Origin of the sequence: Streptomyces sp. NPDC048636, assembly GCF_040650655.1 — a bacterium.
GTDB lineage: Bacteria > Actinomycetota > Actinomycetes > Streptomycetales > Streptomycetaceae > Streptomyces.
Genome location: NZ_JBEZHR010000005.1, coordinates 151,180 through 174,012, shown reverse-complemented (window position 1 = coordinate 174,012; position 22,833 = coordinate 151,180). Strand labels below are relative to the sequence as shown.

The 22,833-nt window shown below is 71.9% G+C and carries 20 protein-coding genes; 10 read left to right on the top strand and 10 right to left on the bottom strand.

Going from position 1 to position 22,833, the window contains the following annotated elements:
* Positions 1-33: 33 nt before the first annotated feature.
* The 7 genes from AB0C66_RS16065 to rpmG all read right to left on the bottom strand — a co-directional run bounded on the left by AB0C66_RS16065 (position 34) and on the right by rpmG (position 8,692).
* Positions 34-4,830, bottom strand: a complete 4,797-nt coding sequence (locus AB0C66_RS16065; protein ID WP_362437809.1) for a CHAT domain-containing protein — start codon at positions 4,828-4,830, stop codon at positions 34-36.
* A gap of 194 nt (positions 4,831-5,024) precedes the next feature.
* Positions 5,025-5,780, bottom strand: coding sequence for a dienelactone hydrolase family protein (locus AB0C66_RS16060; protein WP_362437806.1), 756 nt, complete (start codon positions 5,778-5,780; stop codon positions 5,025-5,027).
* A gap of 69 nt (positions 5,781-5,849) precedes the next feature.
* Positions 5,850-6,617, bottom strand: a complete 768-nt coding sequence (fabG, locus tag AB0C66_RS16055) for a 3-oxoacyl-ACP reductase FabG (protein ID WP_362437803.1) — start codon at positions 6,615-6,617, stop codon at positions 5,850-5,852.
* Between the two features lie 184 nt (positions 6,618-6,801).
* Positions 6,802-7,044, bottom strand: a complete 243-nt coding sequence (gene rpsR, locus AB0C66_RS16050; protein WP_362437800.1) for a 30S ribosomal protein S18 — start codon at positions 7,042-7,044, stop codon at positions 6,802-6,804.
* Positions 7,045-7,101: 57 nt separating this feature from the next.
* The gene (locus AB0C66_RS16045; RefSeq protein ID WP_362437797.1) at positions 7,102-8,268 is read right to left on the bottom strand and encodes a GTP-binding protein; all 1,167 of its coding nucleotides are present in this window, start codon (positions 8,266-8,268) and stop codon (positions 7,102-7,104) included.
* Entirely contained in the window at positions 8,265-8,522 is a 258-nt protein-coding gene (locus AB0C66_RS16040) for a type B 50S ribosomal protein L31 (protein ID WP_362437794.1), read from the bottom strand. Before AB0C66_RS16040 ends, AB0C66_RS16045 begins: the two co-directional genes overlap by 4 nt.
* Before the next feature lie 5 nt (positions 8,523-8,527).
* Positions 8,528-8,692, bottom strand: a complete 165-nt coding sequence (gene rpmG / locus AB0C66_RS16035; RefSeq protein ID WP_362437791.1) for a 50S ribosomal protein L33 — start codon at positions 8,690-8,692, stop codon at positions 8,528-8,530.
* 95 nt (positions 8,693-8,787) lie between these two features.
* Here rpmG and rpmB point away from each other — a divergent pair, with 95 nt between their 5' ends.
* The 3 genes from rpmB to rpmF all read left to right on the top strand — a co-directional run bounded on the left by rpmB (position 8,788) and on the right by rpmF (position 9,796).
* On the top strand, positions 8,788-9,024 hold the full coding sequence (gene rpmB / locus AB0C66_RS16030; protein WP_362437788.1) for a 50S ribosomal protein L28: 237 nt from the start codon (positions 8,788-8,790) through the stop codon (positions 9,022-9,024).
* Entirely contained in the window at positions 9,024-9,329 is a 306-nt protein-coding gene (gene rpsN, locus AB0C66_RS16025; RefSeq protein WP_362437785.1) for a 30S ribosomal protein S14, read from the top strand. The genes rpmB and rpsN overlap by 1 nt, the downstream gene beginning before the upstream one ends.
* Positions 9,330-9,625: 296 nt before the next feature.
* Positions 9,626-9,796 (top strand): 50S ribosomal protein L32, encoded by a 171-nt coding sequence (gene rpmF, locus AB0C66_RS16020; protein ID WP_362437782.1) that lies wholly within the window; start codon positions 9,626-9,628, stop codon positions 9,794-9,796.
* Between the two features lie 164 nt (positions 9,797-9,960).
* Here the strand turns inward: rpmF and AB0C66_RS16015 are convergent, their stop codons facing one another.
* The gene (locus AB0C66_RS16015; protein ID WP_362437779.1) at positions 9,961-10,299 is read right to left on the bottom strand and encodes a hypothetical protein; all 339 of its coding nucleotides are present in this window, start codon (positions 10,297-10,299) and stop codon (positions 9,961-9,963) included.
* A 359-nt stretch (positions 10,300-10,658) separates the two neighbouring features.
* Here AB0C66_RS16015 and AB0C66_RS16010 point away from each other — a divergent pair, with 359 nt between their 5' ends.
* A complete protein-coding gene (locus AB0C66_RS16010) occupies positions 10,659-11,669 on the top strand; it encodes an NADP-dependent oxidoreductase (protein ID WP_362437776.1) in 1,011 nt (336 codons plus the stop codon).
* A gap of 2 nt (positions 11,670-11,671) precedes the next feature.
* Positions 11,672-12,475, top strand: a complete 804-nt coding sequence (locus tag AB0C66_RS16005; protein WP_362437773.1) for an SDR family oxidoreductase — start codon at positions 11,672-11,674, stop codon at positions 12,473-12,475.
* Positions 12,476-12,492: 17 nt separating this feature from the next.
* On the opposite strand, the gene AB0C66_RS16000 is transcribed toward AB0C66_RS16005, so the two are convergent.
* The gene (locus tag AB0C66_RS16000; protein WP_362437770.1) at positions 12,493-13,410 is read right to left on the bottom strand and encodes a LysR substrate-binding domain-containing protein; all 918 of its coding nucleotides are present in this window, start codon (positions 13,408-13,410) and stop codon (positions 12,493-12,495) included.
* 100 nt (positions 13,411-13,510) lie between these two features.
* On the opposite strand from AB0C66_RS16000, the gene AB0C66_RS15995 reads away from it, so the two are divergent.
* A complete protein-coding gene (locus AB0C66_RS15995) occupies positions 13,511-14,164 on the top strand; it encodes a LysE family transporter (RefSeq protein WP_362437767.1) in 654 nt (217 codons plus the stop codon).
* Between the two features lie 203 nt (positions 14,165-14,367).
* Here the strand turns inward: AB0C66_RS15995 and AB0C66_RS15990 are convergent, their stop codons facing one another.
* The gene (locus AB0C66_RS15990; protein ID WP_362438796.1) at positions 14,368-15,639 is read right to left on the bottom strand and encodes a hydrolytic protein; all 1,272 of its coding nucleotides are present in this window, start codon (positions 15,637-15,639) and stop codon (positions 14,368-14,370) included.
* 294 nt (positions 15,640-15,933) lie between these two features.
* Here AB0C66_RS15990 and AB0C66_RS15985 point away from each other — a divergent pair, with 294 nt between their 5' ends.
* The 4 genes from AB0C66_RS15985 to AB0C66_RS15970 all read left to right on the top strand — a co-directional run bounded on the left by AB0C66_RS15985 (position 15,934) and on the right by AB0C66_RS15970 (position 22,800).
* Positions 15,934-16,656: a LuxR C-terminal-related transcriptional regulator gene (locus tag AB0C66_RS15985; protein ID WP_362437765.1), complete on the top strand. Its 723-nt coding sequence runs from the start codon at positions 15,934-15,936 to the stop codon at positions 16,654-16,656.
* A 146-nt stretch (positions 16,657-16,802) separates the two neighbouring features.
* Entirely contained in the window at positions 16,803-20,009 is a 3,207-nt protein-coding gene (locus AB0C66_RS15980) for a hypothetical protein (protein ID WP_362437762.1), read from the top strand.
* A complete protein-coding gene (locus AB0C66_RS15975) occupies positions 20,006-20,710 on the top strand; it encodes a DUF4255 domain-containing protein (protein ID WP_362437759.1) in 705 nt (234 codons plus the stop codon). The genes AB0C66_RS15980 and AB0C66_RS15975 overlap by 4 nt, the downstream gene beginning before the upstream one ends.
* Positions 20,707-22,800: an ATP-binding protein gene (locus tag AB0C66_RS15970; protein WP_362437757.1), complete on the top strand. Its 2,094-nt coding sequence runs from the start codon at positions 20,707-20,709 to the stop codon at positions 22,798-22,800. Before AB0C66_RS15975 ends, AB0C66_RS15970 begins: the two co-directional genes overlap by 4 nt.
* The last annotated feature ends 33 nt before the right edge of the window (positions 22,801-22,833 follow it).

Genomic DNA, 22,833 nt, shown 5'->3' with positions numbered 1-22,833 from the left:
GGCCGGGCCGGTGCGGTCCCGCCTCGAGGGCACTCACGGACCCGTGTGGATATGCGCCGCCCACAGGTGCGGCGCCTGGGCGTAGCGGTCGCGCAGCGACCTGACCGGGCGGTGCAGGGCGGTGGCCGGATCGATGGGGCGGCCGCGGCTGACGTCCTCGGCGAGCGAGGCGTAGAACTCCTCCGTGAGGCGTGTCGCCAGCTTGTCGGAGACGGGCCACAGGGTGCCGATCACATGGGGGTATCCGGCCAGTTGGAAGGAGGAGGTCAGCTGTACCGCCTCGTCGGGCAGTGTGACGCCGCCCTGGGACGTGGAGCAGGCGGACAGCACGGCGAGCTCCGGGCTCCTCGGGCGCTGGGTGGCGGCGTCGGACACGGTGAGCCGTCCGTCGTACAGCATCAGACCGCTCTGTGACGGACTGAGCAGCTCGCTGACGCCGTGGCAGCTGAAGTGGACCCAGGGATGGGCCTCGAGCGCCTGGCCGACCGCTTCCACCGTGGCGTCGGATCCGGCCAGCAGCCGTCTGGAGGGGAACAGTTGCGCGAGTAGCGCCGCCTCCCGCGAGGCGCCGGGCAGTGGCGCGGCCCCGGGCGTCTCGGCGAGGGCCACGACCAAGGGCGAGGGGTGCGCGCGAGGGCCGGGGGTGAGTCCGCCGCGGGCCCGGACCAGGGTGCGCAGGGTCGGTGTGTACGAGGAAACGGCTCGGTCGATGACCCAGGTACCGGAGTCCGGTGCGCCGCGCCCGGCCGCGTGCAGTGGCAGGAACGACAGCCAGCCGGTGGGGCACCACCACAGCCGGGGCCAGGGGGCGCCGTCGAGCGGTACGGCGTCCAGGCCGAGTCGCTCGAGCACCGGTGCGGCCACCGTGTCCCACAGCCAGCCCAGTGTTCCGGAGAGCGTGCGCATCATGGCGACGGCGTTGTCGACTCCGGCCCCGCCGTACACGGTGTCCATCCCCTCGATGAACTCCGTCGCCCGCGACTCGACGGCCTCCAGGGTGAGATCGGGCAGCGGGACCACGTCGACCCCGGCGTCGGCGGTCACGACGAGGGCGTCGCAGCGGTAGGTGCTGACGTTGACCACCACGACCGGGCCTTCGGCGGCCGCGGTGACCAGATCCGCCAGGGAGGGCGGGCGCAGGAAGTCGTCGAAGCCCGGCAACTCCCGGATCTCGTGGAGGAGTTGGTCCCAGCGCCGGGCCAGGGCGTGCCGGGCCTCGGCGATCACACTGGCCTCGCGTTCGTCCTGGGGCGGGGCGGCCAGGCCGCTGGCCTCGGTGCGCAGCACAGGGGAGAGTTCGGGCGGGGTGCTCAGCTGGTCGCGGACCCGTTCGAATTCGGCTGCGAGGGCGGGGGCGAGGGCACGCAGTCGTGACGCGTCGGCCCGGTTCTCCAGGCCCTGGGCGAGCAGCACTCCTCTCCCCTGTTCGAGCAGGGTGAGGGCGCGGCCCGCCGCACCCTCGTTGAGCGCCAGTGCGGCGGCGTCACTGGCCAGGCCCGTGCTGATGCTCAGCCGCGCCTCCTGATCGGCGCGAGCGAGGCTGCGCGGCGCGATGCTGGGCAGCAGGCCGAGGGCGTACACGTACCCGTCCAGGGCGTCCGCGCCGTGGCCCGCCTTCGCCGATGCCTCGCCCCAGGCACGGGCGGCCAGGAGCCGGGCCCCGCCGTGGGCGACCGGATTGTGCGCGCAGCCGCGGGCGATGCGGGCCACCTCCACGAGGTCGACCTGTTCTCCCAGCGCCGCACGGTCCAACTGCGCTACGGCCAGCAGCAGTTGGGAGAGGCCATGCCCCGGATGGCCTTCGGACGTGCCCATGAGCGAGTCCCGGGCGACAGTGACCGCCCGCCGCAAAGCCTGCCGTGCCATGACCCCTGTGGGCTCCTCCGCCAGACGGGCGGCGATGGCACAGGCCATCGACAGCTTTTGCAGGGCGAAGGAGCGCGACGGGTGATGCTCACCGAGCCCGGCCACCACCTCTTCGAGAACCCGCCAGGCCTCACCGGCCACCTGCGGGTCTCTGTCCGACTGGGCACGGTTGGTCAGCAGCACACCCAGGTTGATGGCGGCCATCTCGGCACCTATGCGGTCGCCGTGCGCCACGGCCATCGCTTCGCGCAACAGCGTGGCCGCCTCGTCGGCGGCGGACGTGTCGTCGAAGGTCTCGTAGCGGCAGCGCAGTGCTTCGGCGAGGTTGTTCAGATGCAGGGAACGCTCCATGGCCGTCGGCGGGCTGTCCTTCACCGCGCGGCGCAGCACGGTCACGGCCTCGGCCAGCCAGACGCGGTTACCGATGGTCCGCCAGCGGTCCATGAGGGCGCCACCCAGATTGGTGAGCGCCATACCGAGGCGTGCCTTGGGCATATGGGTCACGGCCTCGCGCAGTGTGCCGATGGCGGAGTCCATGAGGAGCTCATCGCCGCTGTCGACGGCCCGGCCCCACTCGGCGAAGCCCAGGCCGGTGAGGAGGGAGCCCCGCTCATCGGACGATCCGGGTCGAACGGCGGCGAGGGCGGCGCGGAAGTGCCGGATGGCCTCGTCGCTCTGGTGTACATCGCGGGTGTGGCGGTGGAGGGCCGTCAGGCTGTTCGCCAGGCCGAGCAGAGCCACGGGGGTGGGTGATCCCTCCGCCATGGCGACCGCCTTCCGATGCCATTGGACCGCCTCCTCCAGCGGTGCGGGATCGCCGGTGCGACGGGCGAGGTTGCGCAGGGCGTCGCCGAGCGTGGTGAGGCATTCGGCCCGGCCGTACGTGGACTCGTCGGAGGCGGCCGCGGCCGCGCGTAACACCTCGACGCCCTCCTCCAGCGCATCGGGATCCGCGCGGAACTCGGCGAGACACAGCAGGGTTTCGCCGAAACCGCTGAGCTGCTGCACATGGAAGTAGTCCCCCGCCGACGACATGGCCACGGCTTCCCGATGGGTGGCCACCGCCTCGGCCAAGTGCTCGACACGGCCGGTGCGCAGGGCGATCTTCATCAGGACGGTGCCGAGATTCGATCGGCAGATGGCGCCCTCGGCACGGGCGTACGGGGCGTGCGTCACCTCCTCGCGCAGGAGGCGCACCGCTTCCTCGTACAGGTCGACGCCGCTCGTCGCGTCGCCCCGGTCCGCCAGGGCTTTGGCGTATTCCCCGTGGCGATTCCAGTGCAGCGGGTTACTGGCCGGGAGCAGCTCGATCGCCCGGCGCATCTCATCGGCACCCTGCCGCCAGGCGTCGTCGTGCGCACCGGCGCGGCGGACCAGTGTCGCCCCGATCTCGAAGCGCGTGATGGCCTCGAAGTCGCCGCTGGGGGGCGGCAGGGCGAGGCACTCGCGGAAGCAGTCGTCGGCCTCGTCCGCGACGCCCGAGGCGCTCAGGCAGCGTCCGAGCGCCAGCAGGATCTCGGCCCGCTCGGCGGAGCGGGGCGGCACCTCTTCGGCGAGGCCGCGCAGCAGCGCGATCGGCTCGTGGAAATCCGCTCCCCCGGAGGCGGAAGCCGACCGCCGGACGGCGCGCTTGCACAGCAGGTCGGCGAGGTCGGTGCGGTGACGCACCCGTCGGCGGAGATCGTCGGCCGGCAGCAGCTCCATCCCCCGGCGGGCGTGGACAACGGCTTCGTCCAGATCGGCGAGACTGCCCGTCGCCGTGTGCCGCGAACCCAGCACCGTGGCGAGGACCCAGTGTGCCTGGGCGAGCACCGGATGCGCGGGCGGTGCGCCCTCAAGGGCGTCGCGGGCGGCCGTGTACGCGTCGTCCAGGGCACCTGGGTGGTCGGTGCGCGAAGCGCGCTCCGCCAACAGCAGGCCGAGGTTGGTGAGGTAGGCGGTGCGCTCGACGGAGTTGGGGGCCGTATCGGCGGCCCTGCGGCAAGCGGCGACGCCCTCCTCGTACAGCTCGGCGGCGTCGGCGCTCTCCCTGGCCCGCAGGATCAGGGCGACGCCCAGGTCGGAGAGGAACGAGGCGCGGGCAGGCACCACGACGTCCGGCTCCGAGAGGGCCGCGCGCAGCACTGCGATGCCCTCGGAGCGCAGCGCGGGCTCCTCCAGATCGTTGGCGCCGCTGCACAGCGCCGAGCCGAGGGTGGCACTGTGCTGCGCGCGCATCGGGTTGTTCCAGGTGCACAGCTCCACCGCCTGCCGCAGTTCGGCAATGGCCTCCCGTGTCGCGTCCTTGTTCACGCTCGCGGTGGCCCAGTGTCTGAGCGTGTCCCCCAGGTTGCTGTGTCTGCGGGCCTGTTCGTCCCGGGGGCCCGGTGCGCAGATCACGGCGGCGCGGCCGATGTCGACGGCTTCAGCGAGCACGTGGTGTCCCGCGCCGCCCTGGAACGCGTAGCGCAGGACGATGCCGAGGTCCGACAGGCAGATCCCCTGCTCGACACTGCCCTCACCGAAACCGGCGACGGCGTGCCGCAGCAGTGTCTCGGCGATGGACAGGGCCCCGGGGTGGCGGCTCTGCTGGAACACCAGCGCCACCCCGGCACCCCCGTCGTAGGCGAGACCGGGCTCGGTCGCCGCACCGTCGGGATGGCCGGACAACGTGGCGAACAGCGGGCGCAGCCCGTGTGGCACCTGGCCCGGGTCCTGTTCGTGAATCCCGGCGAACCAGAGCACCGCGGCACCGAGCGCTCCCCGTTCGGTCTCGCCCCCGGCGAGATAGCGGCACCAGTCGGCGTAACCGAGGGCCACCACCCCGAGGCTCCACACGTTCCCGTCGGACTGGACGATGCCACCGCGCACCTCGTCGGCCGCGGCCACGGCCTCCGGCCCGAGGAACCACTCCAGGGCGCCGGGCTCGGCGTCCGCGCGCTCGGCCTGCCGGAGGATACGGCGCGCGGCGTCTTCGGGCCTCACCCGGAGCTCCGGCCGCGGACGACCAAACGGCCCCGGCGTGGGCCTCCGCATACCTCCACACGCGCCCCCCACTGTGGAACGAACGTCAGTAACTGCCTCAACTTACCGATTTTAGAGGCTACTTGAGTGCGATGGCTCGATAGGCCACGCCACTGCGTCCGTCCTCCAGCCGGGTCGCTTTCCGAGCCGGAGCCTCAGCTGGTCGTCAAGGCGCGGCCGAGGAGGGGCAGCAGGCGGTCCCAGTGGCGTCGCAGCGCGGAGGGGTTGAAGGCATCGGTGTCGGACATGGTGAAGCCGTGGATGGTGCCGGGGTAGATCTCGGTGGTGTAGGCGACACCTGCGGCATCCAGGGCCTGGTTGAGCTCACTGATGGCCTCGGGTGTCAGGTCGTGTTCGGCGAGGCCGAGGTGGACCTGGGCGGTGAGCTGGGGGACGAGGCGGTGCGGGCTGTCGGGCGCGTCGGTGACCAGGAATCCGGGGTGGAATCCGGCGACGGCCGCCACCTGGTCGGGGTGGGCCGTCGCGGTGCGCATCGCCAAGGCGGCACCCATGCAGTAGCCGATCGTGGCGACGGGTCCGGCGCCGACCTCGGGCTGGGTGGTGAGGAAGCCGAGGTAGGCGTCGGCGTCGCGCAGGGCACGTTCGGTGGTGTGCGCCTCGATCAAGGGCATCAGCTGGCCGATGACCGTGGACCGGATCTCCTCCCCGATGTGCTCGGGCAGTTCGATCACCGGTGCCGGGCCGTGCCGGTAGTAGAGGTTCGGGACGAGCACGTAGTACCCGTGCTCGGCCAGTTCGCGGGCCATCTCCTTCAGCACGGGCCGCACGCCGAAGGCGTCCATGTACAGCAGCACCCCGGGGTGCCGCTCGCCGCCCTCGGGGAAGGCGGCGAAGGCGTCGGCCTGGCCGTCAGGGGTGGGAATCCGCAGTGTCTTGGTCTTGGTGGGCATGGCTACGCACCGTAGCAGCGATGATCATCGGCCGCGTGTCGTGAGCCCCCAGCCCCCTTCAGCCCCCCTTCAGTCCACCGGTCCGCCCGCGACATAGATGACCTGGCCGGAGACGAACCCGGCCTCGGGGCTTACGAGGAAGGAGGCGGTGTGCGCGATGTCGTCCGGCCGGCCCACCCGGCCGACCGGGATGGACTGCTCCGCCCGGCGCCGGTACTCCTCGAAGCTCAGGCCGAGCCGCCGGGCAGACGCCCTGGTCATGTCGCTCACGACAAACCCCGGCGCGATGGCGTTCGCCGTCACGCCGTGTGGTCCGAGCTGGAGGGCGAGGGATTTGGTGAATCCGATCAACCCCGCCTTCGCGCTGGCGTAGTCGACGCGGCCGGCGTCGCCGACCGCGGAGATGCTCGACATGTTGACGATGCGTCCCCAACCGGCCGAGATCATATGCGGGCTGACGGCCCGGGCGGCGAGGAACGAGCCGCGCAGGTTGGTCCCCAAGACGGTGTCCCACTGCTGCGTGGTCATCTCCACGAGGTCGGCACGGGGGCCGATACCCGCGTTGTTGACCAGCACCGTCGGCGGCCCGAGCTCGGTGGCGATCCGGGCGACGGCGGCGGTGACCGCGGCCTCGTCGGCGACATCAGCGGCGACGGCCAGCGCCGCTCCACCGACACGGGTGATGGCCTCCACCGTGTCGGCGCAGTCCGCCTCGGCCAGATCGATCACGCCGACCGCCAGGCCCTCGCCCGCCAGGCGCCTGGCCACGGCGGCGCCGATACCGCGTGCCGCACCGGTGACAATCGCCGTGCGCTGTGCATGAGTTGTGTGTGTCATGGGCGGGAGTTCACAGCATCGACGTTGCGCCGCCAATCGATGTAGCCCGGGGCTTAATGATCACCTTTGCGCCTACGTGTCGACGCGCATACTGACCGCCGCTGAAGGGGCCCCTGGCGTCGAAGGAGCGAAACCGCTCGGGGTGGTCAGCGGCGATGGACCACCCCGAGCGGCAGAACTGCGGCTATCGCGAGCCGTAGGGAAGCAGGGCCATTTCGCGGGCGTTCTTGATGGCGCGGGCGATCTGGCGCTGCTGCTGACGTGTCACATGGGTCACCCGGCGGCTGCGGATCTTCCCGCGGTCGGAGATGAACTTCCGCAGCAGGTTGGTGTCCTTGTAGTCCACGTAGCCGATGCCGGCGGCGTCGAGCGGATTGACACGGCGCCGCTTGGGGTCCGGGCGCTTGGTGCCGATGCGTCGGGACATGGTGGATTCCTTTCGTACGGTGCCCGTCGTCGTTCGGGTCACCGGGTTGAGCAGCGTTCAGGTCACCGGGTTGAGCAGGTCGTCGAAGGCGTGCGACAGCTTCTTCCAGCCGTCCGGCCCCGCCGCGTACTCGGCATCGGTGAGCAGACACGAGTCGAGCAGGGACAGCACACCCTCGCGGTCGAGACCGGGCGAGGTGAAGGTGAGGTGCTGGCAGCGGTCGCCGTGTTCGGGATGCCAGTCGAGCGCGGCGGCGACCCTGCGCTCGGCGGGCACCATGTCCCAGGCGGCGTCGGGCAGCGCGGCCAGCCAGGGCCCGGCCGACTCGACGCACAGCGCACCGCCCGCGGCGTCCCAGGACAGCAGGGTGTCGGGGCGGTCGGCCAGCCAGAAGCGGCCCCGGCTGCGGGCCGCGGCGCAGCTGAGGTCTTCCAGCGCCTCATACAGCCGATCCGGATGGAAGGGGCGGTCGCGGCGCCAGACGAGGGTGCTCACTCCGTGTTCGTCGCCCTCCTGCGGCAGCAGGGCGCACGCCGGATGCTGCCGGGCGGCCGCCGCCTCGACATCGAACCCGGCCAGCAGGGCCGCGCCCAGATCCCCCTCGCCGACACGCACCTGCCGTGCGCCCGGGGTGAGTTGGGTGAGCAGTGCGTGGTCACCGTCGTCCGCGACCTCCTCGGAGGCCGCGTCCTCGGCGACGGCGATCACGGTGGGGTGTTCGAGCTGCCGGGCGAAGGTGTCGGCGATGGTGCGCTGATCGGTCGGGGCCGCGGCGAGCCCCGCCTCGGCGAGGTCGTCACCGTTCGCGATATACGGCACCATCAGGGCCGGGTCGATCGCGGTGGCCACCCCGGTCAGCTCCAGCGGCGCGCCCTCGGCCGCGATGACGGCGGCCATGGCCTGGGGCTCCACCGAGTCCCACAGTTCCACGACGGCCAGCCGGTGGCCGCCGCCCGCGGCCAGCCGCAGCAGTTCGGGGACCAGGTCCTCGCGCAGCGCACAGCACGCGCAGTCGTTCACCAGTGGCGCGTCACCGCTGCCGAGCAACCCCGAGGCGTCGCGCACGATACGGCGTACGGCGCGGTCGGTGGCGGCTGACAGATCGTGGTGGAGTGCCACGGAGCCGGGCACCGTACGAAGGATCTCCTCGACGGCGGCCCGGCGGGCGTCGGCGTGCAGTCCGCCCACGACCGCGACGGCCAGCCGTGCCTCGTTCGCGCTCACCGGCCCCTCCGTCCGCGTCCGTAGCGCCGCTCGAACCGCTCGACGCGGCCGGCGGTGTCCACGACCCGCTGATTCCCGGTGTAGAAGGGATGGCTCGCGGACGAGATCTCGACGTCGATGACCGGGTAGGTGTTGCCGTCCTCCCACTCGACGGTCTTGTCACTGGTGACCGTGGACCGGGTGAGGAACGCGAAGTCGGCGGCCCGGTCACGGAAGACGACGGGCCGGTACGTGGGGTGGATACCGGGCTTCATGGTGGTCAGCGCTCCTCTCGGAAGTCGACATGGCGGCCTATGACCGGGTCGTACTTGCGCAGGGTCATCCGGTCGGGGTCGTTCCGTCGGTTCTTGCGGGTCACATACGTGTAGCCGGTGCCCCCGGTGGACCTCAGCTTGATGATCGGGCGTAGTTCGTTGCGTGCCATGGGCGACAGCATACATGGGCTTGATTTTCATGTTCATCTAGCTGGTACGGTGCTACCGCCATAAGCCACGCACAAGAGAAGAGGACCGAGGACCCATGTCCGCCCACTGCCAACTCACCGGCCGGCAGCCCGGCTTCGGCCACCATGTCTCCCATTCACACCGGCGCACCAAGCGCCGGTTCGACCCCAACATCCAGCGCAAGCGCTACTGGCTGCCGAGCGAGAGCCGCCACATCCGGCTCACCCTCAGCGCCAAAGGCATCAAGACCGTCGATGTGATCGGCGTCGAGGCCGCCGTGGCCCGCATCCGCGCCCGAGGGGGAAAGGTCTGATGGCGAAGAAGAGCAAGATCGCAAAGAATGAGCAGCGGCGCACGATCGTCGCCCGCTACGCCAAGCGCCGCGCCGAGCTGAAGGCGATCATCGCCGACCCCCGGACCTCGGACGAGGAGCGCACCGCCGCCCAGGGTGAACTGCGCCGCCAGCCACGCGACGCCAGCGCCACCCGCGTACGCAACCGCGACTCCATCGACGGCCGCCCCCGTGGTCATCTGCGCGCCTTCGGCCTCTCCCGCATCCGGCTGCGCGAGATGGCCCACGCGGGCGAACTCCCCGGTGTGACCAAGAGCAGTTGGTGACCGCCGCCGGGCCGACCACGGTCGGTCCGGCCCCACCAGGCACCGGCCCGCGTGTGGGCCGGCGCCCATACCTATGCCCATACCTGCGCCTGCGCCTGTGCCTGTGCTCACTTCACCGCCTGCGCGATGGCGGCCACGACGGCATGGGCTGATCTGCGTACCCGTAGCAATACCACCGGCACATCTCCTCCTGGGTGATGAAGTCTCAGGGTCACCATGGAGGCTACATGGAAACGGTACCCATTTTCATATACGGTGAAGTGACCACCCACCGATCAGGAGAGGACCCGTACGTCATGGCCGTGCCGAAGCGGAAGATGTCCCGGAGCAACACCCGCCACCGCCGCGCGCAGTGGAAGGCGAGCACCCCGGAACTGGTGACGATCACCATCGACGGTCGCGAACACCGGGTGCCGCGCAGGCTCGTCCCCGCCTACCAGCGCGGTCTGCTGCGCCCGGGGGGCTGACCGCCCGGGGCCAACACCCGCATGGCTCTGCGGCCCGGTGGCCCGGACACGGCAGCGGCCCTGGAACAAGGTTCCAGGGCCGCCATCCCACTGAGCCGAGATTCACCACGCTCCCGCCAGAGCGACAGCATGGGGTGAGGAATGCGGATCAGCGGTGCAACGGGTCACCCAGCGGCTGCGACGCTGGCGCAGGTGGCGCCAATGTTGATGTCACCCGCCGGGGCGGCGCCGCCGACCGGGGCGATATCACCGGTGACCGTCTCGCAGTGGTTGCTCTGCACGGCGGAATCGGTATCGCTCTGACTGACGCAGTGGGCGCCGATATTCAGGTCGCCCGTGGGGGCAGCCCCGCCCACCGGGGTAATGGCGCCGGTCACCGTGTCGCAGTGCCGGGCCCCGGGGGTCCAGCCATCGCTGTTTTGGGCGACGGCGCCAGCCGCACCGCCGATGACCAGAGCGCCCGCGGCGAGGTTAAGGAAGATGGCCTTCTTGCCGATGTTCACCAGAAAATCCTTCCTCTCAGTTTGTCCGTGAATTCAGGGACGACGGACATAACGAAACTCACCCGGAGTGAGTCTCTGTATACGCGGCCAGCTTCACCCGACCAGCACAATGGAGCCATTGCCGCTTCGGGAAGGCCCAGCAGCAGCGCCTGCCCATCCAGGCACCTGCGTCGCCCGTACGCACCACGGCCCCACCGTCAAAGATCCAGAACCCGGTGGCGCACTTGCCCGGCGTCCCACCCCGGGGTTAATCTCACGCATCCATACCGACTAGTCGGTGTGCCTATCGACGGGACCGTCCCCACGCGGTCCGGATCGGCGCGGGTCCGGATCGGCGCCGACAGCTGAGGAGCGTCCAGATGAGCCGTATCAACCACCAGTACCGGCTTGCCGCACGGCCCATCGGGCTGCCGAAGCCCACCGATTGGGAGTACGTCGAGGAGCCGGTCGCCGAGCCGGGCGAGGGCGAACTGCTGATCAAGGTGACCCATCTTTCGCTGGACCCGGCCATGCGCGGCTGGATGAACGAGGGCAAGTCCTATATCCGGCCCGTGGAGATCGGGGAGGTCATGCGCGCGGCCGGGGTGGGCCGGGTGATCGCCTCCCAGAACCCACGGTTCGCCGTGGGCGACTATGTGACGGGCACGCTCCGCGTGCAGGAGTACTGCCTGTCGGACGGCAGCGGCCTGGCCAAGGTCGATTCGGAGCTGGCACCGCTGCCGGTGTACCTGGGTGTCCTGGGCATGCCGGGTATGACCGCCTACTTCGGCCTGCTCGAGACGGGTCGGCCCGAGCCCGGACAGACCGTCGTGGTCTCCGGCGCCGCCGGGGCGGTCGGCAGCGTGGTCGGCCAGATCGCCAAGATCAAGGGATGCCGGGTCATCGGTATCGCCGGCGGTGAGAACAAGTGCCGTCTGGTCGTGGAGGAGTTGGGCTTCGACGCCTGTATCGACTACAAGTCCGAGGATGTGCGCAAGGCTCTGCGCGAGCTGGCGCCGGAGGGCGTGGACGTCTATTTCGACAACGTCGGCGGCGACATCCTCGACACCGTGCTGACCCGTCTGGCGCGGGGAGCCCGTGTTGTCATCTGCGGCGCGATCTCGCAGTACAACGCGACCGACCGGGTCCAGGGTCCGGCCAACTACCTGTCGCTGCTGGTCAACCGGGCCTCCATGACCGGGATGGTGGTCTTCGACTACGCCGACCGGTACCCCGAAGCCACCGCCGAGCTGGCCGAGTGGCTGTCGGCCGGGAAGTTGCGGTCGCTGGAGGACGTGGTGGACGGCAGCGTGGAGGCGTTCCCTGACACCCTGCTGCGGCTTTTCAAGGGCGAGAACACCGGAAAGCTCGTCCTCAAGGTGGCGGACTGACGATGGAGTTGAAGAACGCGGGTGTTGTCGTCACCGGGGCCGGCTCGGGTATCGGGGCCGCCCTGGCCCGGCGGTTCGCCGCGGCGGGCGCGCGGCTGGTGGTGAACGACCTGGACGCGGCCGCCGCGGCCCGGGTCGCCGAGGAGATCGGCGGTATCGCGGTGCCCGGCGACGCCTCCGCGGAGCGGGACGTGGCCGCACTGGTGGCCACCGCCCGCGCCCATCTTGGTGAGATCGACCTGTTCTGCGCCAACGCCGGTATCGAGCCCGGCGGCGGGATCGACGTGCCGGAGCAGGTCTGGGAGGACGTCTGGCAGGTGAATGTGATGAGCCACGTCCGGGCGGTCCGGCAGCTGCTCGGGCCCTGGCTCGAACGCGGGCGGGGCCATCTGCTGGCCACGGTCTCCTCCGCGGGCCTGCTGACCCACCCCGCCGCCGCGCCATACGCGGTGAGCAAGCACGGTGCCCTCGCCTTCGCCGAGTGGGTCGCGGCCACCTACGCCCACCGGGGCATCACCGTGCAAGCGCTCTGCCCCATGGCGGTGCGCACCGAGATGTACGAGCGCAGCGACCCCGCCGCGAAGGCCCTGGGCGGGCTGGTCCTCACCCCCGAGGAGGTCGCCGACACCGTGGCGGAGGCGCTGGCCGACGGGCGGTTCCTCATCCTCCCCCACCCCGAGGTGCGCGATCACTACGCGCGACGCGCCACCGACACCGACCGCTGGCTCTCCGGCGTGCGGCGACTCCAGCAGCGGATGGAGGCGATCTCCGCCCAGACGGAAACGCCCGTCGGACAGGCCCCCTGAAGGGTGCCCCTGCGGCGTCAGGTCCGTTCGTCCGCGGCCGCGCGCAGTGCCGCTAGGCCGTGGGCGATCGGGGGCCGGCGCTCGCTGCCGCGCCGCATGACGGCCACGAACCGCCGCATGGGAACGGGCACGCCGTGCAGCGGCACCCGTACGACCCAGCCCCGGTAGCCGTCCGGCACCGGCGCCAGCCGTGGCAGCAGACAGATTCCACAGCCATGGGCGACCAGGGCCGCGACCGCGGACCAGTCCACCGCGTTGTGCCGCACCCGCGGGGTAAAGCCCGCGGCCGCGCAGGCGGCCAGCAGCAGTTGATGCTGATCGGCCGGATCGCCCGCGCGGATCCAGCACTCCTCACCGGCCTCGGCAAGCGTCATCCCGTCCGCCGCCGACGCGGCGAACCGGTGCCCGGCCGACACCAGCAGATCCTGTGGCTCCTGAAGCACCGGCCGCTGGGTGAAGCGCCTGTCGTCCGGTGACGGGCCGCCCGGCGTCGGGATCACGACGGCGATATCGGCCCGGCCCGCCAGTAGCAGGTCGAAGCGGTTCTCGCCCGGGTCCTCTCCGATTTCCACTTCCAGCCGCGGCACCTCGTGGCGCAGCCGCTCCACCGCCGGTGCCAGCACGCCCGTGATCGCGGTCGCCACCCCCGTCATCCGTAGCCGCCCGGCCACCCCGTCCGCGTACCCCGCCAGATCGGCGCGGGCCTCCTCCCAGCGTGCGAACAGCGCATCGGCATGCCCGAGCAGCGCCAGGGCCGCGGGGGTGAGCCGTACCCGGCGGCCCTCGGGGACCAACAGCTCCAGGCCGAGCGCGGCGGCGAGTTGGCGTAGCTGCTGGGAGACCGTGGAGGGAGTGAGATGCAGTGCCTGGGCGGTGGCGGTGACGGTGCCCTGTTCGTGCAGAACGCGGAGAGTCCGCAGCCGGGGGTCGATCATATGGGCGATCGTAGGTGGCCGGATCGTACGACTTCACCTCACGGTTCCATGCAAAAACATTCGATGGACTCGAACAAACGTGGCGCCCGATGCTGAGGGCATGCCCCAGACGCTGACCCAACTGCTGACCGACTCGTTTCTGCCGGGGCTGTGGGCGGGCTACACGCTGGCCGTGCCCGTGGGTGCGCTGGCCGTGCTCCTGGTGAGCGTGACGGCCCGGACGTCGTTCCGGGTCGGCGCCGCGGCGGCGCTCGGAGTGGGCACCGCCGACGGCTGCTACGCCCTGGTCGCGGTGGTCGGCGGCGCCGCCGTCTCGCGGATCGTCGCTCCGGTGGCGGGCCCGTTGCGTGTCGTCGCCGCGGTGATTCTGTTCGGCATGGCGTCACGGACCGCCCTGCGGGCCCTGCGTGAGCGGCGCCAGGGCGACGCGCCCCGCCCGGAGCCGAGGATTCTGGGCCGCCCGGACCGTGCGTATCTCGCCTTCCTGGGCCTGACGTTGGTGAATCCCTGGCCGGTCATCTATTTCTCCGCGCTGGTGCTCGCCGGAGGCGTCGGCACCGGAGCCGGGCCCTCCGGCCAAGCGGCCTTCGTGGCCGCCGTATTCACCGCCTCCGTGAGCTGGCAGCTGTTCCTGGCCGCGGGTGGAGCCGCACTGGGCAGGACCCTGACCGGCTCACGGGGGCGGGCGGTCACCTCGCTGGTCTCCGCCGTGGTGGTCGCGGCGCTGGCCGTCGGCCTGTTGCTGCCCGGCTGAGCCAGCGGCCTGTCCGGGCTCCTCGCGTGCGCCCGGACCGGGGCGGTACGACCATCTCACCGCTCCCCCGCCCAGGATCGGGCAGTGATATCCGTGTAGCGGACAGAGGAATTTGGACGGCCGCTGTCGATTTTGAGACGTAGCCGAAAGTGCGCCTTCCGCAGGAGATCACGCCGACCAACAATGTAACGGTAGAGCCTGAATCATTGCTTGGTACGACTGAGTACACCGCTCACATTCAGGACCTCGTGGCACCCCTGTGCCCGACGCCCCGTGGCCGGTGTGCCCGGCTTTTCACAGGTCACCTTGACGGTCACCGTGTCGTTCTCCGAGATCTTGATTGGGGTGACCCAGTGGTAATCCTGATTGCGGAAGGTCTCGAGTGCGATCGTCGTGATCTTGCGGTCGCCGAAGGTGATGGTCAGTACGCCCTCATCGCCCTGGAAGTTGGCGACAACGATGTCCGTGATCCCGAAGGCCGAGTCCTTGGGCACCTGGTAGGTGCCGGTCTTGGTCTCTCCTCCGGACGACTTGAGGTCGATGGTGGCCGAGCTCTGCTGACCGCCGCCCGCCGAGCCGCCGTCACCGCCCGGTCCGGACGGGGAGTCGGCGCCCGCCCCGGACGTGCCGTCCTGGTTCTTCCCACCGGGGCCCTTGCCACCGGGCTGGGTGGCCGAACCGCCGGGACCGTTGTCCGGGTTCCGGCCGTCCTTCTCCCCAGCGGGGTTGGGGCGGGGCTGGACGGTCTCGTTGGCCGCTTCCTTGGCGGCGCTGCGCACCGCGGGCCGCACCAGCGCGAACCAGGCGAGCAACAGCGCCAGCAGTGCGGCGAGTACGATGAGCAGCCACTTCGGGAAGATGGGGATCTGGACGAACTCCGCGTCCAGCGGCGCCCGGACGGCGGCCGGATCGTGTTGATCCTCCTCCCGGTCCCCGGATTCGGTGGTGTCCACGGTGAACGGCCACACCACGGGGGCACCGAACCACACCGGCTTGCCCGTACGGATCCGCAGCCCGACCTCGGCCGACTCACCGGGCTCCAGCTTCGGCTCCGCCGGGCTGAAGGCGAACCCCAGTTCCTCGCCCGCCTGGCCGGGCGTGAAGCGCACCTGGACCGGTGTGTTGCCCTGGTTGCGCACCGCCAGCTGGTAGCGGCCGCGCAGCCAGCCGCGCCGTCGGCGCGGGGCCAGCTCGGTGCGCAGCTCGTGGAACTCCTCGATATGCACGGTGGTCTCGGGGACCCGCACCGACTCGGGGTGCTCGGTGGGCAGCACCCGCACACCGAGGGGCACCTCACCGGCCCGGATCTCCGGGGAGCGCGGCGGGGCCAGACGGATCGTCACCGTCTCGGAGGTGCCGGGATAGAGCGAGACACGCGGGGGTTCCACGGTGGTCCAGGGGGCGCAGTCCCCGACGACGTCCAGGTGGTACGCCTCGACGATGTCGCTGTCGTTGCGCACGGTCATGCTGGTCATGGCGGTGCCACCCGGCGCCACCGAGACCACCGGGATCTCGAGGCCGGGCGCACCGGCACCGGAAGAGGCTGGAGAAGGCGTCACGCCATCACGATAGGAAGGTGTCCGGGCGGCTACGAGGAGCGCGAGGGCAACACCCGGGCATTCGCTCTGCCCCGGAGGCCAAGGCCAACGCCTCTGCGGCAATGAGCCGTTGAAGACGGTCACCTCGGTGCGCGGCCCTCCCCCAGCGGTGGGCCCATCGCGCGCCGACGTTCCCCCTCCCCACGCACTAGAGAAACAGGTAGCCCCTGCATGTCTTGTCCTGAGGAGACCCGTTCCGCCCCGTCCACCACCAGATCACGTGTATCCGCCGGGGCACGGGCGACACATCGGAGCTCCGGCTCCGACCGCCCGGCCCGGGTGAGTGTGGCCGTCTACGCCGCCGATCCGGTGCTGCGTGTCGGCATCGCCCATCAGCTGCGCCAGCGTCCCGAGGTCGGCCTGCTCGACGAGGCCGACGCGGAGCGGGCCCAGGTGTCGCTGGTGGTCGTGGACACCGTTGACGACGATGTGACCACCCTCTTACAGCGGCTGCGGCACAACGCCGACACCCGCACCGGCCTGGTGGTCGGCACCCTCGGCTCGGGGGCGCTGCAACGTGTTATCGAATGCGGTGTCTCGGCGGTGCTGCGGCGTGCCGAGGCCGATCAGGATCAACTCCTCCATCTGGTCCTGGCGATCGCCAGGGGCGAAGGTGTGCTCCCCGGCGACCTGCTGGGCAAGCTGCTCGCCCATGTGGGCGGGGTTCAGCGTTCCGCGCTGGATCCGCGTGGTGTGTCCCTGTCGACGCTGACCACGCGCGAGGCGGACATGCTGCGGCTGGTGGCGGAGGGGCTGGACACGGCGGAGATCGCCCGCAAGACCGCGTACTCGGAGCGGACCGTCAAGAACGTCCTCCACGAGATCATCACGCGGCTGCAACTGCGCAACCGTGCCCACGCGGTGGGCTACGCGCTGCGCAACGGGCTGATCTGACGGCGGCGGGACACCCCGCCGCTGCCCGAAAACACATCGCGCGCTTCCCCCGGGTACGTCCCCGCCGCCCTGCCGCGCCGCGTGCGGCCGTCGCAGGATGGCGGGGGCATATCCGGATGCTGTACCAGACTGTGAGGTGGACCGTGATGGTCACCGCTGGCCCCGGCGGGCGGTACCGCCTGGGAAGACTCGGGGCGTCGTTGCTGCTGCTGGTCCCGCTGGTCGTGGTGACGGCCACCTCCGGGGAGGGCAGCGCCGAGCCCCGGCCGCGGGCGGCCGACGCGGCGAACACCCGTGTCGCGTACGCCGGTACCCGGCACCGCAGTCTGGGCGAGGTCGACACGGACACCTCCAGCACACCGCTGTTCGGTGCGGGCCCGGCCCACTTCGACGTCCAGCCGTCCGCCCTCGGCGACATGGTGGTGTTCGCCAGCCGCCGCGACGAGAAGGCCCCGCAGATCTATCTGCGCGCCGCCGACGGTTCGGTACGCCGTCTCACCAGCGGGCGGGACGCGGCGCACCCCCGGCTGACGCCGGACGGCAAGGCCGTGGTGTTCGACTCGGCCGAGCCCGGCGGGCCGGACGGCGCGACCCAGCGCGATCTGTGGCTGGTGCGCACCGACGGCACCGGTCTGACCCGGCTCACCGACACCCCCGTGGACGAGGAGTGCCCGACCGTCTCACCGGACGGGGGTCGGCTGGCGTACTCCGGCGACAGTGACCCGGAGGCCGGACAGCAGGTCTACGTACGCCCGTTGGCGGGCGGCAGCGCCTCCCGGATCACCGACCCGCGGAACGGCGCGGCCACCGAGCCGGTGTGGAATCCGGTCGACGACCCCGGCCACCGGGACCTGATCGCGTACACCGCCACCGAGCCGCGGACCGGGCCCCGGCTGCGGGTGGCGGACGGGCACACCGACGGGCCGCTGCTCGGGGGCGCGCAGGCGGAGTGGCGTACCCATGGGGCAGCGTGGCTGCCCGACGGGGACGGGGTGCTGTTCCTGAGCCCCGACCGCACGTGTGACTGTGAGGGTGACTGGGACCATGTGTTCCGGGTGGGCGCGCACTCCGCGGACACACCCGAGCTGGTGCTCAGCGAGGACCGGGAGGTGCGCTCGCCCACCTGGGTGGGTTCGCTCGGTGACGGCGGGGTGGTGGTGGAGCGCATCTCGGCGTCGGGCCCGCATGTGGTGACGTTGCAGGACGCCCGGCTGGACGGGGTGGACCCCCGGGATCTGGGGCTGACGATCCTCAAGGAGGACCCGGCGGCCGACACCAACACCGATCCCGCCAAGGACCCGCTGTTCCGGCCCGCGTCCGGGTACGACCCGTGGACCGAGCGGCAGAACTACACACCCGATGGCCGCAGGATCGTGGTGACCCGCTTCGAGGACACGTCCGACGGCCGGATCGAGCGGATCTGGATGGCGGACGCCGACGGTTCCCATGCCGAGCCCATGCCGCTCGCGGGGCGCGGGGCGAAGGACTGGGACACCGATCCGACGTTCTCCCCGGACGGCAAGTACCTGGCCTTCACCAGGACCTCGCCGGGCGGTGTCGGCGAGAACGCGGGACCGGGCCGCATCCTGATCGCGGACGCCGCCACCGGTGCGATCCGCGATGAGATCACCCCGCCGCCGGACCAGCCGCTGGGCGGCGACGCCCAGCCCACCTGGTCCTCCGACGGCACCACCCTGGCCTTCACCCGCGACCACGTGATCGACGGGCGGGGCGGCAGCAAACACATCTGGACCGTGCCGGTGAACGACCTTGCCCAGCAGCGCGATCTGAGTGCCGCCAGCTGCCCGGGCGAGTGCGAAGTCATCGACGACAGCCCGGCGTTCTCCCCGGACGGGCGTGAGGTCGCGTTCAACCGCAAGAACGGCGGCGGCCGGATCGACGAACGCAACGGCATCCTCCTGACGTCCCTGTCGGGCGACGACTGCCGGGTGCTGCTGCCCACCGCCGCCCGTGACCTGCCCGACGGCTGCCACCAGGAGCTGCCGGACACCTCGGCCACCGGCCCGTTCCAGCCGCGGGACGCCGCCTGGACGGCCGACGGCAAGGGCCTGGTGATCAGCTCCCGGTCCGGCCTTCCGGTCAACAGCCCCGAGAAACTGCACCTGCTGGACGTGGCGTCCGGCCGTACCACCCCGCTCACCACCCAACTGCCGGGCCGTCAGAAGGAGCCCAGCGTCCAGCAGTCCGTGGACCTCGCGGTCCGCGCGCCCGACACCGTCCCGGCGGTGGTCGTCGGCCGCTCCACCACGGTCCGGGTGAACGTGGTGAACAATGGCCCGGCCGCCTCGCCCGGCACCCGGCTGACCGTCGCACCGCCGGGCGGGGTGCGGATCACCGGGCTGTCCCGGCCCGGGGGCAGCTGCGACGCCGCCTCCCTCCGGTGCGATCTGGGCGTGGTGCCGCCCGACACCACCGTCCCGGTGGAGGTGACGCTCACCGGGGTCATCCCCGGTGAGGCGACGGTCGAATGGTCGGTCACCGGCGCGGTGCTGGATCCCCGGCCGAGCGACAACTCCGACCGGACGGCGGTGCCGGTGCGCGAGGCCACGGAGCCGCCGACGACCCCGACGCCGACACCGCCCACCACTCCCCCGGCCACCGATCCGCCCACCGACCCGCCGTCCACCACCGCACCGCCCACCGACCCGCAGGAGCCGAACGAGCCGAAACCGCCGCCGGAGCCCGAGGCCGGACCCGGAGTGCGCATCACGGCCCAGCCGAACCCCGGTTACGTCGGCGGGCGCGTCGTGGTGACGTACACCGTGCGCAACGGCCGCAACGCGCTGGCGACCGGGCTGCGGCTGCGGATCGGTCTGCCCTCCGGCATCCCGGACAACGGGCCGCCGCCGGGCTGCGACCGCTCCTGGAGGTGCGCGCTGCCGGACCTCGCCCCGGGCGCGCGTACCGACCTCCGGATCGTTCTCAGCCCCGACAAGGCGCTGACCGGACAGCTCACCGGCAAGCTCACCACCACCGGAACGGACGCCGACAAGAGCGACAACACCGCCCGGAAACGGCTGCGCATCCTCCAGCCGCGCATCGTCGCGGTGCCGCCGATCGGCAAGCCCGGCTTCGTCACCTCGGTGCGCGGCAAGGACTTCCCGCCGGGCGCACCGGTGCGGTTCGCCTGGAAGCCGGGGATCACCGCGGCGGCGGCGCCGACCGTACCGGGGCCGGACGGAAAGTTCATCGGCCAGTTGCTGATCCTCGCCAAGGACCAGACCGGACCGCGGACCATCACCGCCCGGGGCCCCGGATTCTCCCCGGTGAAGACGGACTTCCTGGTGGTCAGCGGAAGTGTGCAGCCGCCCGACGAGGTGACCCGCCGGTGATCCACGAAGTCGACGAGGGGCTGCGCCGTCTGCTCGGCGAGTCCGGTTTGGAGGCGTCGGGGGTCGAGGTGGTCTTCGATGCCCCGACCCGGGACTGGGCGGCGCGGCGCAGCGGCCCGACCGTCTGCGCGTTCCTGTACGACATCCGCGAGGACGCCACCCGGCGCGGCACCGGCACCCAGGAGGTGTACGACGCGGACGGACACCTGGTGGCGCGGCGCTCGCCACCGCGCTGGTTCGAGCTGACGTACCTGGTCACGGCGTGGGCGAACCGTCCGCAGGACGAGCACCGGCTGCTCTCGCAGGTGCTCGCCTGTCTGGTGGCCGCCGACACACTGCCCGCGCGGCTGCTCACCGGCACGCTGGCCGAACTCGGCCTGACGGTGAGCCTGGACACCGCCGGGGCCGGGCTGGACGCACCGGCCGCCTCCGATGTGTGGTCGGCGCTGGGCGGGGAGCTGAAGGCGTCGCTCGGGGTGCTGGTGCGGGCACCGCTCGCCGGGATCAGCACGGCCGTCGCGCCACCGGTCACCGAAGGGCTCGTGGTGCGCTCCGCCGCCCGTACCGAGGGCGGGGAAGCCGCGCCGGGGCGCCGGCTGCGCTACGCGGAGGTGAGCGATCCGGGCCCGGAGGGATTCGCCGGTCCGCGCGAGCGGCGGGCCGTGCCCGCGCGCCGCCGCCGGGGGGAGCGCCAGCCGTGACGTACACCGTCGAACCTCCCGCCCGGACCGGCCCGGACGGGGGTGCCGTCGACCATCTGTGGACACGGTTCCAGCGTGTCGAGGAGCGGGTGCGGCAGGCCGTGGCGGCGCGGCGCGCCACCGATCCCGATCCCGACGACCCGTACCGGGGGCAGTACCTCACCCCCGAGGCGGTGGCCCGCGTTCTCGATCAGCCGGGCGGACTCGGCCTGTCGGCCGACGAACCGCCCTGCCCGCCGCCCGGTTCGGTCCTCGGCGCCCTCGCCGCCGACTTCGGTCTGTCGCCGCTGGACACGGATCTGCTGCTGGTCGCGGTGGCACCGGATCTGGATGCCCGGTTCGAATGGCTCTACGGCTATCTCAACAACGATCTGACGCGCCGTCGCCCCACGGTCGGTCTCGCCCTGGAACTGTGCGGGCTCGGCGGGGTGGCCTCCGCCCGGTTCCGGCTCGACCCGGGCGCACCGCTGATCTCGGGCGGGCTGCTGGAGATCGCCGAACCGGAACGGCCACCGCTGTCCCGGGTGCTGACGGTGCCCGACCGGGTCACCGCCCATCTGCTGGGCAGCACCGCGCCCGACGCCCGGCTCGCCGCGGTGCTCGGCGAGGTGTCCGCCGATCCGACCGCCGAGCCGACCGAGCTGGAGCGGGCGGCGGCCGCCGCCCGGACCGGCGCGGGCCATGTTCATCTGCGCAGCCGGGGCGGCGACGCCGAGGGGCTGGCCGCGGCGGCCCTGCGGCTGTCCGGGCTCCGTCCGCTGGTCCTGGACGTGGCGGAGCTCGCCCGGCGCACCGCAGAGGTGGCGGAGCTCGCCCGGGTGGCCGCCCTGGAGGCACGGCTGACCGGGGCCGGGGTGCTGCTCGGCCCGCTGGAGGCGCTGCCCGGCACACCCGCCGAACGGGCCCATGCCCTGCGGACCTTGTGCGCGGCGCTGTGCGGGATTCCGCTGTTCACCCACGGCACCGCCGGATGGGATCCGGGGTGGGCGGCCGATACCCCGGTCACCCTGACGGTGGCGGCGCCCTCCCCCGAGCGGCAGGCGGCGCGCTGGCGGCACGCCCTGGACCGGGCCGCCGGTGGCGGCCCGGCGACCGAGGACCCCCAGACGCTGGCCCGGGCGGTCGCCGCACACCGGCTGGACTCCGGGCAGTTGCGGCGCGCCGCGGACGCGGCGGTACGTACGGCCGCGCTCGCCGGGCGCCCGGTCGGACCGGACGATCTGCGCGCCGCCGTGCGGGCCCAGAACGGCGCGGGGCTCGACCGGCTGGCCCGCCGGGTGGAGCCGGGCGTGGGCTGGGACGATCTGGTGCTGCCTCCGGCCACCCACCGGCGGCTGCGAGAACTCGCGCTGCGCGCCCGCCACCGCGAGCAGGTGCTCGGGCAGTGGGGCATGCGGCCCGGCGGCGGCCGGGGACGCGGGGTGATCGCGCTGTTCGCGGGTGAGTCGGGCACCGGCAAGACCATGTCGGCCGAGGTCATCGCGGCGGACCTGGGCATGGACCTCTATGTGGTGGACCTGTCCACCGTCGTCGACAAATACGTCGGGGAGACCGAGAAGAATCTCGAGCGGATCTTCACCGAGGCGTCGGCGGTCAATGCCGTACTGCTCTTCGACGAGGCTGACGCCATCTTCGGCAAGCGCTCGGAGGTGAAGGACGCGCACGACCGGCACGCCAATATCGAGTCGGCCTATCTGCTCCAGCGCATGGAGTCGTTCGACGGGATCGCGGTGCTGACCACCAATCTGCGGGCCAATCTGGACGAGGCGTTCACCCGTCGGCTGGATGTGGTGGCGGACTTCTCGCTGCCCGACTCCGGTCAGCGCCGCGACCTGTGGGACCGCTGTCTGGGCGACCGGCTGCCCCGGGCCGACGATCTGGACCTCGCCTTCTGCGCGGACCGCTTCGAACTGGCCGGTGGCTCGATCCGGGCCTGCGCGGTGACCGCGGCCTATCTCGCGGCGGAGTCCGGCAAGCCGCTCACCATGCGACAGGTGGTCACGGCGGTCGCGCAGGAGTACCGCAAACTCGGACGGCTGGTCCTGGAGGGCGAGTTCGGCCCGTATCTGGCAGAGGCCAGCCACGCCTGACGGGGTGGGCGGCGGCGCCCGGCCCTGATCGGC